Source organism: Kitasatospora sp. NPDC004531 (assembly GCF_053602195.1).
Genome location: NZ_JBSGDD010000046.1, coordinates 43,175 through 55,409, shown reverse-complemented (window position 1 = coordinate 55,409; position 12,235 = coordinate 43,175). Strand labels below are relative to the sequence as shown.

Sequence of the window (12,235 nt, the reverse complement as noted above, 5' to 3'; positions counted from 1 at the left end):
CAGATCGCGAGCGGGTCAGGACCAGCGGCGAGCAGGTCAAGCTGCGGCCGATGACTCCGTTCGAGCGCAAGGTGGTGCACGACGCGGGGGCCGCCGCGGGACTGCGCAGCGAATCGGAGGGCGAGGAGCCCCAGCGTTGTGTGGTCGTACTGCCGGCCTGACGCCGGTGGTGCCGTCGGAACGGCGTCCGACCCCGCCCGCCTCTCGCGGGCGGGGTCGTTGCCTTTGCGGTGGACTGATGTTTCACGTGGAACAGTGCAGGACGGGTGGGTGGATTCGACGGTGAGCGGAGAGGCAGAGATGGACAGGGACGGCACGGCGTCCGAGGCGCCGCTGGAGGGGCCGGCGGAGGCCCCGGAGGCAGCGGGACGGATCTTCGGCGATCGGCTGCCGCTGGCCGTGCGCTACACCGAGCTGCTGGCGACCGCCGGAGTGCAGCGCGGGCTGATCGGTCCGCGCGAGGTGCCCCGGCTGTGGGACCGGCACGTGCTCAACTGCGCGGTGCTGGCCGAACTGCTGCCCACCGGGGTCTCGCTGTGCGACGTCGGCTCCGGCGCCGGGCTGCCCGGCATCCCGGTGGCGCTGGCCCGGCCGGACGTCTCGGTGACGCTGCTGGAGCCGCTGCTGCGGCGCACCACCTTCCTGGAGGAGGTGGTCCGCGAGCTCGGCCTGGACAACGTCACGGTGCTGCGCGGCCGGGCCGAGGAGACGGTCGGCAAGCTGGCCGTGGACGTGGTGACCGCCCGCGCGGTGGCGCCGCTGGACCGGTTGGCCGGCTGGGGCATGCCGCTGCTGCGGCCGTACGGGCAGATGCTGGCGCTCAAGGGCGACACCGCCGAGCAGGAGCTGACCGACTCGCGGGCGGCGCTGACCCGGCTGGGCGCGGTGAAGTGGTCGGTGATCGGCGTCGGCGAGGGCGTGCTGGAGACCCAGACCCGGGTGGTGCGGGTGGAGGCCGGCGAGAGCCCCGGCGGCGTCAAGGCGGCCACCCGGCGGGCCAAGGCGGCCCGGGCCGGCCGCGGCGGCAAGGGCGGCGAGAGCGCCGGCCGGCGCGGTGGCAGCGGCCGCGGCCGCCGCTGAGTCGGTGGGCGCCGCGTCGTGGCGGCGCGTGGCGGGGCGGGTGGCGATCGGGTCACCCGCCCCGTTCGCATGTCGGCACCCCGGAGTGTCGGGCGCTCCGATCCGGACATTTTGGGCATCGTGTTTCACGTGAAACGTCGCTTCCTGTTGACCGGCATGCTTGATCAGGAGCTGAACCGGGCCCGTGAACGGGACCCCGCAGCGACTGTCGCGGCTCCGGTTTCACGTGAAACACTGACCCCCATGCAGGAGTCGGAGATCGTCGATCAGGTGGATGAAACCCCCGTCGCACGTGCCGCGCACGCCGTCGTCCCGGTCACCGGGTACGCCGGAGAGGGGCTGCCCCGACCCGCCGCCACCCGGGTGATGGTGGTCGCCAACCAGAAGGGTGGGGTGGGCAAGACCACCACCACCGTCAACCTGGCCGCCTCGCTCGCCATGCACGGCCTGCGGGTGCTGGTCATCGACCTCGACCCGCAGGGCAACGCCTCGACCGCCCTGGGCATCGACCACCACGCCGAGGTGCCGTCGATCTACGACGTACTGGTCGAGGGCCGGCCGCTGGCCGACGTGGTGCAGCCGGTGGTGGACGTGGAGGGCCTGTTCTGCTGCCCGGCCACCATCGACCTGGCCGGCGCGGAGATCGAGCTGGTCTCGCTGGTGGCCCGGGAGAGCCGGCTGCAGCGGGCCATCGCCGCCTACGAGCAGCCGCTCGACTACGTGCTGATCGACTGTCCGCCCTCGCTCGGGCTGCTGACCGTCAACGCCCTGGTGGCAGGCCAGGAGGTGCTGATCCCGATCCAGTGCGAGTACTACGCGCTGGAGGGCCTGGGCCAGCTGTTGAAGAACGTGGAGCTGGTGCGGGCGCACCTGAACCCGGTGCTGCACGTGTCGACGATCCTGCTGACCATGTACGACGCCCGGACCCGACTGGCCGCGCAGGTCGCCGAGGAGGTGCGGACGCACTTCGCGAACGAGGTGCTGGCCACCGCCATCCCGCGATCGGTGCGCATCTCCGAGGCTCCGAGCTACGGGCAGACCGTGGTCACCTACGACCCCGGTTCCAGCGGTGCGCTCTCCTACCTGGAGGCGGGCCGGGAGCTCGCGCTGCGGGCGGTCGTCAAGGCGGGCGACGGGCGGCACCGGGCAGGCGCGGCGGTCGTTCCGCCGCGCAGTGGCGCGGAGCCGTCCGCGTCCACGGCACAGCACAGTTCGATGGAGGGCAACCGGTGAGTGGCACGCGCAGGGGTCTGGGCAGGGGTCTGGGGGCGCTGATCCCGGCGACCCAGCCGGCGGCCGGGGGAGCGGCCGCGCCGGCCGACCCGTCGGCCCCGGTGGTTCCCACCGATCGCGGCACGGTGGCCGCCAAGGCCGCGGCGGAGAGTCTGCGGGAGCTGGCGGGAGATCAGCGCCGCAGCGTGCTGGAGGCGGCGCTGGCCCCGGTGAACGGCGCCCGGTTCGCCGAGCTGCCGCTGGACTCGATCAGCCCCAACCCGCGGCAGCCGCGCGAGGTGTTCGACGAGACGAAGCTCGCCGAGCTGGTCAGCTCGATCAGGGAAGTCGGCCTGCTGCAGCCCGTGGTGGTCCGGCAGACCGGCCCGGACCGGTACGAGCTGATCATGGGCGAGCGCCGCTGGCGGGCCTCCCGGGAGGCCGGTCTGGAGCTGATCCCGGCGATCGTCCGGGCCACCGAGGACGACAAGCTGCTGCTGGACGCGCTGCTGGAGAACCTGCACCGGGCCGAGCTGAACGCGCTGGAGGAGGCGGCCGCGTACGACCAGTTGCTGCGCGACTTCGCCTGCACGCACGACCAGTTGGCCGCCCGGGTGGGCAAGTCCCGGTCGCACGTGTCGAACACGCTGCGGCTGATGAAGCTGCCGGTCTCGGTGCAGTTGAAGGTCGCGGCGGGCACGGTCAGCGCCGGCTGCGCGAAGGCGATCCTGATGGTGCCGGACGCGGCGGGCCAGGAGCTGCTGGCCGAGCGGGTGGTGGCCGAGCTGCTGACGGTCCGGGCCACCGAGGAGATCGCCGGGCTGATGGCCGGTGGGACCGGCAAGCCGAAGAAGGCCACCCCGCGGGCGGGCCGGTTCAACTCGCCGGCCTTCAACGAGCTGGCGGGCCGGCTGTCGGACCACTTCGACACCCGGGTCAAGGTCGAGGTCTCGCAGCGCGACGGCCGGGTCGGCAAGGGCAAGGTGGTGCTGGAGTTCGCGTCGGTCGAGGACCTGAACCGGATTCTGGACAGCCTCGCGCCGGGTGAGCAGGGGCTGCGGCTGTCCTGAGCTCGGTGAGCCCCAACGGCGAACAACGGGTGCATGTTTCACGTGAAACGTGCACCCGTTTCGTTGGGCGGAGCAGACTGTTCTCCAGTGCCGGTTTCCGCGTGGAGGAGGAGGTGCGGGCGTGGGGCGAAGGGTCGTTCCGCTGACGCTGGACAACCTCTCGGAGCTGCCGAACACCTGCCGCTCCTGCGTTTTCTGGGAGCTCGACCCGGTGAGCGGGCGGGCCGCGCAGGACGCGGGCAAGGGCGAGTTGGAGAAGGAGGGCTGGATCTCCGCGGTGCTGCTGGACTGGGGGTCCTGCGGCAGAGTCGCCTACGTGGACGACCGTCCGGCCGGGTTCGTGCTCTACGCGCCGCCCGCCTACGTGCCGCGCGGGCAGTCCTTCCCGACCAGTCCGATCTCCCCGGACGCGGTGCAGCTGATGGTCTCCCGGGTGCTGCCGGAGTTCCAGGGACAGGGCCTGGGGCGGGTGTTGGTGCAGGCGGTGGCCAAGGACCTGATCCGGCGCGGCTTCCGGGCGATCGAGGCGTTCGGCGCGCAGGGCCGGGAGATCCCCAGCTGCGTGCTGCCGGCCGAGCATCTGCTGGCCGTCGGCTTCAAGACGGTGCGGCCGCACCACCGGTATCCGCGGCTGCGGTTGGAGGCGCGTTCCACGCTGTCCTGGCGGGGCGACGTGGAGGGCGCGCTGGAGCGGCTGCTCGGCGGGCGGCGCAAGGAACCGGCGCTGCGGCCGTTCTGAGGGAGCCGTTCTGCGCTCCGGGGCCTTCCGCGCGGAGCCGGCCGACGGGCTCCCGGGGCTTCCTGACGAAGGCTCACGGCAGGCCGGAAACGCCGAGGCGGCCCGTGCGGGGGGACATCCCGCGCGGGCCGCCTCGGCGACGGAGCCCGGATCGGACTTACAGGTACTCGGCCAGCTCGCGCAGCAGCGCGGCCTTCGGACGGGCGCCGGTGATGGTCTTCACCAGCTCGCCGCCCTTGTACACGTTCAGCGTCGGGATGGAGATGACGTTGTACGCCGCGGCGGTCTCCTGGTTGGCGTCCACGTCGAGCTTGAGGACGGTCAGCTTGTCGCCGTGCTCGGCCGCGATGTCCTCCAGGACCGGGGCGACCTGGCGGCACGGGCCGCACCAGGTGGCCCAGAAGTCGACCAGGACGGGCTTGTCGCTCTTGAGAACCTCGGCGTCGAACGTCGCGTCGGTGACTTCCTTGGTGGCGCCGGCCACGGGAACTCCTTGGGGTCGGAGGTGGGATGCGAGAGGGATAACAACGGCGGGGGCGGTTCTGTTTCGGTCACCGCCCCCGGGCCGGGTCGGTCAGACCGCGACGGCCGCGGTCTCGGCCTCGGTGTCGGCCAGCGCGGCGAGGTAGCGCTCGGCGTCCAGTGCGGCGGAGCAGCCGGTGCCGGCGGCGGTGATCGCCTGGCGGTAGGTGTGGTCGACCACGTCGCCGGCGGCGAAGACGCCGGGGATGTTGGTGCGGGTGGAGGGGGCCTCCACCTTCAGGTAGCCCTCGGCGTCCAGGTCGAGCTGGCCCTTGAACAGGTCGGTGCGCGGGTCGTGGCCGATCGCGATGAACAGGCCGGTGACCGGGAGCTCGCGCAGGTCGCCGGTGTTGGTGTCGCGCAGGGTCACGCCGCTCAGCTTCGGGTCGCCGTGGATCTCCTCGACCGCGCTGTCCCACTCGAAGCGGATCTTCGGGTCGGCGAAGGCGCGCTCCTGCATGGCCTTGGAGGCGCGCAGGGTGTTGCGGCGGTGGACGATCGTGACGCTGCGGGCGAACCGGGACAGGAAGGTGGCCTCCTCCAGCGCGGTGTCGCCGCCGCCGACCACCGCGATGTCCTGGTCGCGGAAGAAGAAGCCGTCGCAGGTCGCGCACCAGGAGACGCCGCGGCCGGAGAGCTTGTCCTCGTTCGGCAGACCGAGCTTGCGGTGCTGCGAGCCGGTGGTGACGATCACGGCGCGGGCGCGGTGCACGGTGCCCTCGGAGTCGGTGACGGTCTTGATGTCGCCCGTGAGGTCGACGGCGACGATGTCGTCCGGGACCAGCTCGGCGCCGAAGCGCTCGGCCTGGGCGCGCATGTTGTCCATCAGCTCCGGGCCCATGATGCCGTCACGGAAGCCGGGGAAGTTCTCCACCTCGGTGGTGTTCATCAGCGCGCCGCCGGCCGTGACCGCGCCCTCGAACACCAGCGGCTGGAGGGAGGCACGTGCGGTGTACAGCGCAGCGGTGTACCCGGACGGGCCGGAACCGATGATGATCACGTTACGGACGTCGTCGCTCACTGCATCTCCTGGTTCGCATGGCGTCCCGCTTCCGCGGGGGAGGGCGGCTGCTCCGCCGCCCCGGACAACGACTGACCAGTCTCCCGCATTCCCAGGCCCGATCGCACCAGGCACCCGCGGTCCGGGCGTGGTCGGCCCGCGGGGGTGAGGAATCAGGGGGCCGGGACGGTGCTGTGCAGCAGGATCGTCGATCCGGGGCAGTCCGGGGTGGCCAGGTAGACGTCCAGCGGACCGGTGCCCCCGGGCGGGCGGAACACCAGGGCCAGCACGGGGCGCCCCTGGTAGCTGCCCGCCGCGGTGGTCAGCGGCGCGTCGTCGGGGTGTCCGGCGGCGGCCAGCGTGCAGGCGGGGGTGTCGCTGCCGGGGTCGGCGGCGGAGAGGTGGCCGGTGGAGTTGGCGGCCAGCAGCGCGTGGATCTGGGCCGGGAGCCCGTCGGAGGTGAACTCCGGCCCGTGGCCGGCGTCGGCGTTCGGGTGCGGGCGGGAGGCGTCGGCCGCGGCGGGGGCCCCGCCGGCGGTGTTCATCTTGGCGGGCCGGTCCCGGCCGAGCAGGATGCCGCCCACGGTGGCGGTGAGCGCCACGGCGGCGGTGGCGAGCAGCAGGGCGGCGGTGCGGCGGCGTCGCCGGGCGCGGCGGCTCGGGCCGGTGGCGGCCTGCGGGGCGCCGCCGGGGCCGCCGGTGCGGTGCGGGGCGGACGGCGTGGACGGCGTGGACGGTGCGGCCGTGGCGGCGGCGGGCTTCGGCGGGTCCTCGGCGCGGGTCTGGGTGCGCGCGGCGGACTCGGCGGCCAGCGCCGCGGCGAGCCGGTCGGCGGCCTGCTGCGGCATCGGCGGGACGGGGGCGTCCGCGAGCAGCTCGGGGAGGCCGCGGAGTGCGGCGTAGTCCTCGGCACAGGTGGCGCAGTCGGCCAGGTGGCGGTGGAGCGGTGCGGCCTGCTCGGGCGGCAGCAGTTCCTCGGCGAGATCGGCCAGCGCGTCCAGGTCGGGGTGCTCGGAAGGCGGGTGCGGCGTCATCGCGGGGTCGCATCTCCTTCCAGCGCGGTGGCGGGATCCGTGGGTGGGACGGGGGCGGGCCGGTTCGGGTTCCCGGCGCGGGGCGTGGGCGGTGTTCCACGTGGAACACCCGCCGGGCCGGTCGCACGTGGAACACCCGCCGGCTCGGTTCCACGTGGAACATCGGTGGCGTCGGTTCCACGTGGAACATCGCCCGGGCCGAGGTGCCGCAGCAGCGGCAGCAGCCGGGCGCGGCCGCGGGCGCAGCGGCTCTTGACGGTGCCGACGGGGACCCCGAGCACCTGCGCGGCCTCCGCGACGGGGTAGCCCTGCATGTCGACCAGGACCAGGGCGGCCCGTTGGTCGGCGGGCAGTGCGGCCAGCGCGTCGGTCACCTCGCGGCGGGTCTCGGCGCGCACCGCGTGGCTCTCCGCGCCCTCGCTGGTGCCGAGGGCGGCCTCCGGCGGGCCGCCGGGGTGCTGGTCGAGGGACTCGGCGCGGCGGACGGCGCTGCGGCGGGCGCGGTCCAGGCAGGCGTTGACCACGATGCGGTGCAGCCAGGTGGTGACCGCCGAGCGGCCCTGGAAGCCGGCGGCGGCGCGGAACGCGGAGACCATGGCGTCCTGGAGCGCGTCGGCGGCCTCCTCGCGGTCGCCGAGGGTGCGCACCGCGACCGCCCAGAGCCGGTCGCGGTGGCGGTGCACCAGTAGCCCGAAGGCGTCCGGGTCGCCCGCCGTGTGCCGGGCGAGCAGTTCGGCGTCGGTGGGCTCCTCGGCCATCCGCCCCCTCCTCGCGGTCCGGCCGTCCGATCGGACGGCCGTGGGTCACCATCGTTGGGGATCCGGCGGGGCGGATCAAGAGGCGGCGGTCAGCCGTTGACCTGGATCTCGGCGATCTTGCCGCGGTAGCCCTCGTCGGTGGAGGGGATGCCGGTGAGCCAGACCAGCAGGTACCGGGTGGTGACCGGGGAGGCCGGCTTGAGGGTGACCTTGGTGCCCGAGCCGGTGGCGATCGAGGCGCCGAGGCTGCGGAAGCCGCTCTCGTCGGCGCTGGGCGCGGTGGCGGTGCCGGCCGGGGCGGCCTTCAGCTCGACCTTGCTGTCGCCGATGAACTGGAGGTCCACCGAGCCGACGGCGCGGGCCGAGCCGAGGTCGATCAGCAGGCCGGTGCCGGGCCGGTAGCTGCCGAACTGGTCGTTGTAGCGCTGGGTGGTCCAGGCGGTCGCCGGGTTGCCGTCGGTGGCGTTGGGGATCTCGCTGGGGTGCTCGTTGGTGTCGCCGAACGCGTTGAACGGGGAGACGGCCGTGATGGGGAGCTTCTCGCCGGTGGCGGCGGGGGCCTTGCCGGTGGGGTCGGGGGCGGGCGCGCTCTCGGCGGCGGAGGTCCCGCCCTGCTTGTTGTAGTGCTCGACCAGCTGCCAGGAGCCGACCGTGACAGCGGACAGCGCCACCAGCGATGCGGTCCACTTCAGCAGCAGGCGCAGGCCGCGGCGGCGCGGGGCGGGCCGGGGGGCGAGCGGCGCCGGGGCGGGCGCGGGCTCGGTGACCGGGAGGGCCTGGGTGGGCGCGGCGGGGGAGTAGCGCGGCCGGGCGGCGGGCGGGGTGCGCAGCACGGGCGGGGCGGGCTGCTCCGGCGGGCGGATCTTCGGCAGCTCGGCGATCGCGGCGGCCAGCTCGGCGGGGGTGGTGATCGGCGTGCGGTGACCCGGCTCGCACAGGATGCGGGCGGCGAGTTCGGACAGGCCCTTGTGGACGCCGGCCCGGACCTGGTCGGGCGGGACGCAGCCGAGGTCCTTGGGGAGCCCCTGGAGGTCGTAGCGGTCCTCGGGGTAGGGCCAGCGGTGGGTGAGCGAGGCGTACAGCAGTGCGCCGATCGCGCGGACGTCGGTCAGTTCGGCGTCCTCGGTGGGCAGGCCGCGCAGGGCGGCGTCCACGGCGATGCCGTTGATCCGGTACTGGCCGCCGTCGGTGCGCAGCACGCAGGTGGGGGTGAGGCGCAGGTGGGCCTGGCCGCGCTGGTGGGCGGCGGCGATGGCGTCGGTGACCTGGCGGACCATCTGGTAGGCGTCGTAGGGCTCCAGGGGGCCGTCGGCGAGGAGCTCGGCGAGGTCGCGGGCGCCGGGCAGCCATTCGCGGACCACGTAGACCAGCTCGCCCTCCTGCACCGCGTCCAGTACCTGGACGAAGCGCGGGTCGCCGAGCAGGGCGGCGCTGCGGGCGGCGGTGAGCACCGACTTGGCGCGGCGGTGGCCGGCCGAGAGCAGGTGGACGCCGACGGCGCGGCGGAGCTTCTCGTCGACGGCGCGCCAGCTGGTGAAGGTGTCCGACTCGGAGATGCACTCCTCCAGCCGGTAGCGGCCGCCGATCTTGTCGCCGCTGTGCCGCTGGGGGGCGGGCAGGACGGCGGGGAGGGTGGCGGTGTCGGCGTCCAGGGTCTCGGTGCTGGTGGCCGGGGGGGGCTCGGAGGGCTCGACGGGGGGCAGCGGGCGGCGCACGCCGCGGCTGCGGGAGGGGCGTTCGGGGCGGGCGCCCTGGGCGGACAGCTCGGCGTCGATCTCCTGGGCGGAGAGCGGGGCGGTGGCGTCGGCGGGCGGTTGCGGGGCGTCGTCCTCGGGGGTGTCGGCGGCCGCGTCGGTGGGCCGCAGCGGGGTGGTCGGGGTGTCCTTCGCCCCGCTCCTGGAGGCGCCCTCGGGCGTGCTCCTCGGGGTGCTGCTCGCGGTGTCCTTCGGGGTCGCGGCGCCCGTCGCGTTCGAGGAGTTCTTCGCCTTCGCGGAGTTCTTCGGGGAGCCGTTCGCGGTGCTCTTCACCGCGCCTTCGGCGGAGCCCCGGGCGGCGCGGCCGCGGTCGGGTCCGGTGTCGCGCTGCGAGGTTCCGGGCGCGGCCTCGGTCGCCGCCCCGTCCGTCTCGGACGTGTCGACGATCGCCTTGGTGCCGTCAGCCACCGTGGTCCTGCCTCCCCTTGTGTCGTCCCGGATCGGGCCGGGACGGTCGACGAGCCGCTGCCGGAGTGGTCGGCCGTGCTGCAAGGTCAATTGTGCCCACTCCCGGCACCCTGGTACGACCGCTGAGAGTGCCGAGGGGTTGCCTCCTTACACACATCGGGGCGAACCGCAGACGAATGGGCCGGAATCGGGGGTTCGCCCCGACTCCGGCCCACCGTGGGCGGACTGAGTCCTCGACGGATCGTCAGTACTCCGGGTGACGTGGCGTCAACCCGCGACCGGCCGGCCCGGTCAGCGGCCGAGCCGCCGGCGGACCATTCCGGTGAGGGCGTTGAGCTCCTCGATGCGCATCCGGCGGGCCAGCAGCAGGAACACCGCGAGCTGGACGACGGCCGCCGCCAGCAGCGTCAGGACGTTGCCGATCCAGCCGTCCAGCACGCGCAGGGCGAGCAACTCGACGGCCAGGCCGACCACGGCGGCGGGCAGCGAGGCGATCGCCAGCCGGACGTAGGTCTTGGTGATCCGGGCGGTGTCCAGGCCGCCGATCCGGGCCTTCAGCTTCGGCACCGCGACGAACACGCCGACCGCGTAGGACAGGCCGTAGCCGAGCGCCATGCCGGTCACCGCCCACTGCGCGGGCAGCAGCAGCCAGCACAGCACCGCCGCGGCGGCCTGGGTGAGCGCGACCCAGACGGTGTTGGAGAACGGGGTGCGGGTGTCCTCGTAGGCGTAGAAGCCGCGCAGCAGCACGTACTGCACCGAGTAGGGGATCAGGCCGAGGGCGAACGCGGAGAGCATGTAGCCGACCGCGGTGGTGCCGCTGGCGACCGCGCCGCCGTTGCCCAGGCCGTAGATCGAGGAGCCGATCACCGGGCCCAGCGACAGGAACAGGAACGCCGCGGGGACGATCGCCACCGCCGAGGTGCGCAGGCCGTAGGAGAGGTCGTCGCGGACCGCCCCGGCGTCCTGGTCGGCGGCGGCCCGGGCCAGCCGGGGGAGGACGGCGCTCATCACCGAGACGGTGATCACCGCCATCGGCAGCTGCCAGATCAGCAGCGCGTTGGAGTACGCGGCCAGGCCGACGCCGAGGTGGCCGTCCTGCTCGGCGGCCTTGCCGGAGGCGGTGGCCAGCTGGGTCACCACCAGGAAGCCGGCCTGGTTGGCCAGCACGAACAGGAAGGTCCACTTGGCGAGGCGGGCGGCCTTGCCCAGGCCGTGCCCGCGCCAGTCGAAGCGCGGCCGGAACGCGAAGCCCGCCGCCCGCAGGTACGGGATCATCGACAGCGCCTGCACGGCCAGGCCCAGCATGGTGCCGATGCCGAGCAGCCGGACGCCCTCGGGGGAGATCGTCTGCGGGGTGACCTCGGTGTGCTGGAAGGTGCCGTACACGCCGATGTACATCGCGAAGGTGAAGATCACCACGATGTTGTTCAGGACCGGCGTCCACATCATCGCGCCGAACCGGCCGCGCGCGTTGAGGATCTGGCCCATCACCACGTGCACGCCCATGAAGAAGATGGTCGGCAGGCAGTACCGGGCCAGCGCGACCGTGGTCTCGGCGCTCTGCTGGTCGCGCATCAGCGCGTGCGAGATCAGCTGCACCAGGACCGGCGCGGCCAGCACCGCGACGAACACCACGCCCGCCAGGCCGGTGACCACCAGGGTCAGCAGCCGGTTGGCGTAGGCGGTGCCGCCGTCCTCGTCGTTCTTCATGCTGCGCACCAGCTGCGGCACGAACACCGCGTTCAGCGCGCCGCCGCCGATCAGGATGTACAGCAGGGTGGGCAGCGTGTTGGCGGCGTTGTACGAGTCGCCCATGGAGGCGACGCCGATCGCGGCGGCGATCACCATGGTGCGCAGGAAGCCGGTGCCCCGGGAGACCAGGGTGCCGGCGGCCATGATGGCGCTGGAGTTCAGCAGCCCGGCGACCTTGCCGGCGCCGCCGCTGCCGGTGGGCCCGCCCGGGGCGGCAGCGGGTTCGCCCGTGGCGGGGGCGATCGGTGCGGCGGCGGCGTCGGCCTCCAGCACGGCGGCGTCGGCCCGCAGCACCGCCTCCTCCTCGGACAGCGGCGGGTCGAACTCGATCGGCGGCACGTACGGGTGGCGCCCGCCCGCAGCCGGGGCCGGCTCGGGGCCGAGGGCGCGCGCGGGCTCCGGAGCCTCCTCGGGCGCGGGCGCCGACGCGGGCTCCGGGTCGGCCTCCGACGCGGGCGGGGCCTGCTCCGGGGCCGCCAGCAGGGTCTCCACGCCGACGTACTCGGTGGTCCCGGTGTCCCGGGGCGACCCGGCCGGCTCGGCGGCCTCCGCGGCCACCTCGGCGGCGATCGACGCCCAGCGCGGGGCCGGCGCGGTCAGCTGCAGGGTGTCCTCGACGTCGCGCCTGGGCTGGCCCGGCACCGCCGCCGAGCCCTCCGGGGCGTCCTGGACGTCCTGTGCGTCCCGGACGTCCGCGTCCGGGAGAGCGCCCGGGACGGCGTCCGGCAGCTCGACCTCGCCGTACGGGTCCGCGCCCCCGTACGCCTCGGCGGCGTACGGGTCACGGGCGTAGGTGTCGGCGACGTACCAGTCGGCGGTGGACCCGGCGGGGGCGGCGGCGCGGTCCTGGGGCCTACCTCCGCCCTGGTCCTGGGTTGCTCGCTCGCTCCGCTCGTTCATGCC

At 74.2% G+C, this 12,235-nt stretch carries 11 protein-coding genes; 5 read left to right on the top strand and 6 right to left on the bottom strand.

Going from position 1 to position 12,235, the window contains the following annotated elements; genetic code table 11:
* From ACWEMJ_RS19670 to ACWEMJ_RS19650, 5 genes are all read left to right on the top strand, one after another.
* The coding region (locus tag ACWEMJ_RS19670) for a R3H domain-containing nucleic acid-binding protein (RefSeq protein WP_452138337.1) at nucleotides 1-161 on the top strand (161 nt) is incomplete at its 5' end.
* A gap of 139 nt (nucleotides 162-300) precedes the next feature.
* Complete coding sequence (gene rsmG / locus ACWEMJ_RS19665; protein WP_452138331.1) at nucleotides 301-1,080, top strand: 16S rRNA (guanine(527)-N(7))-methyltransferase RsmG; 780 nt, start codon at nucleotides 301-303, stop codon at nucleotides 1,078-1,080.
* Nucleotides 1,081-1,350: 270 nt separating this feature from the next.
* Entirely contained in the window at nucleotides 1,351-2,313 is a 963-nt protein-coding gene (locus ACWEMJ_RS19660) for a ParA family protein (protein ID WP_452138336.1), read from the top strand.
* Nucleotides 2,310-3,362 (top strand): ParB/RepB/Spo0J family partition protein, encoded by a 1,053-nt coding sequence (locus ACWEMJ_RS19655; protein ID WP_452138330.1) that lies wholly within the window; start codon nucleotides 2,310-2,312, stop codon nucleotides 3,360-3,362. Before ACWEMJ_RS19660 ends, ACWEMJ_RS19655 begins: the two co-directional genes overlap by 4 nt.
* A gap of 121 nt (nucleotides 3,363-3,483) precedes the next feature.
* The gene (locus ACWEMJ_RS19650; protein ID WP_452138329.1) at nucleotides 3,484-4,101 is read left to right on the top strand and encodes a GNAT family N-acetyltransferase; all 618 of its coding nucleotides are present in this window, start codon (nucleotides 3,484-3,486) and stop codon (nucleotides 4,099-4,101) included.
* Nucleotides 4,102-4,258: 157 nt separating this feature from the next.
* Here ACWEMJ_RS19650 and trxA read toward each other — a convergent pair whose 3' ends face one another.
* From trxA to murJ, 6 genes are all read right to left on the bottom strand, one after another.
* A complete protein-coding gene (trxA, locus tag ACWEMJ_RS19645) occupies nucleotides 4,259-4,585 on the bottom strand; it encodes a thioredoxin (RefSeq protein WP_452138328.1) in 327 nt (108 codons plus the stop codon).
* A 90-nt stretch (nucleotides 4,586-4,675) separates the two neighbouring features.
* Nucleotides 4,676-5,644, bottom strand: a complete 969-nt coding sequence (gene trxB / locus ACWEMJ_RS19640) for a thioredoxin-disulfide reductase (RefSeq protein WP_452138327.1) — start codon at nucleotides 5,642-5,644, stop codon at nucleotides 4,676-4,678.
* Nucleotides 5,645-5,796: 152 nt separating this feature from the next.
* Nucleotides 5,797-6,657, bottom strand: coding sequence for an anti-sigma factor family protein (locus ACWEMJ_RS19635; RefSeq protein WP_452138326.1), 861 nt, complete (start codon nucleotides 6,655-6,657; stop codon nucleotides 5,797-5,799).
* Complete coding sequence (sigM, locus tag ACWEMJ_RS19630; RefSeq protein ID WP_452138325.1) at nucleotides 6,654-7,415, bottom strand: RNA polymerase sigma factor SigM; 762 nt, start codon at nucleotides 7,413-7,415, stop codon at nucleotides 6,654-6,656. The genes ACWEMJ_RS19635 and sigM overlap by 4 nt, the downstream gene beginning before the upstream one ends.
* A gap of 89 nt (nucleotides 7,416-7,504) precedes the next feature.
* Nucleotides 7,505-9,577, bottom strand: a complete 2,073-nt coding sequence (locus ACWEMJ_RS19625; protein ID WP_452138324.1) for a serine/threonine protein kinase — start codon at nucleotides 9,575-9,577, stop codon at nucleotides 7,505-7,507.
* A 291-nt stretch (nucleotides 9,578-9,868) separates the two neighbouring features.
* Complete coding sequence (gene murJ, locus ACWEMJ_RS19620) at nucleotides 9,869-12,232, bottom strand: murein biosynthesis integral membrane protein MurJ (RefSeq protein ID WP_452138323.1); 2,364 nt, start codon at nucleotides 12,230-12,232, stop codon at nucleotides 9,869-9,871.
* Nucleotides 12,233-12,235: the final 3 nt, after the last annotated feature.

What these genes read in the sequence shown, in the direction of transcription:
- rsmG (WP_452138331.1), top strand. Translation starts at nt 301, where the DNA reads ATGGACAGGGACGGCACGGCGTCCGAGGCGCCGCTGGAGGGGCCGGCG.
- ACWEMJ_RS19635 (WP_452138326.1), bottom strand. Translation starts at nt 6,657, where the DNA reads ATGACGCCGCACCCGCCTTCCGAGCACCCCGACCTGGACGCGCTGGCC.
- murJ (WP_452138323.1), bottom strand. Translation starts at nt 12,232, where the DNA reads ATGAACGAGCGGAGCGAGCGAGCAACCCAGGACCAGGGCGGAGGTAGG.
- sigM (WP_452138325.1), bottom strand. Translation starts at nt 7,415, where the DNA reads ATGGCCGAGGAGCCCACCGACGCCGAACTGCTCGCCCGGCACACGGCG.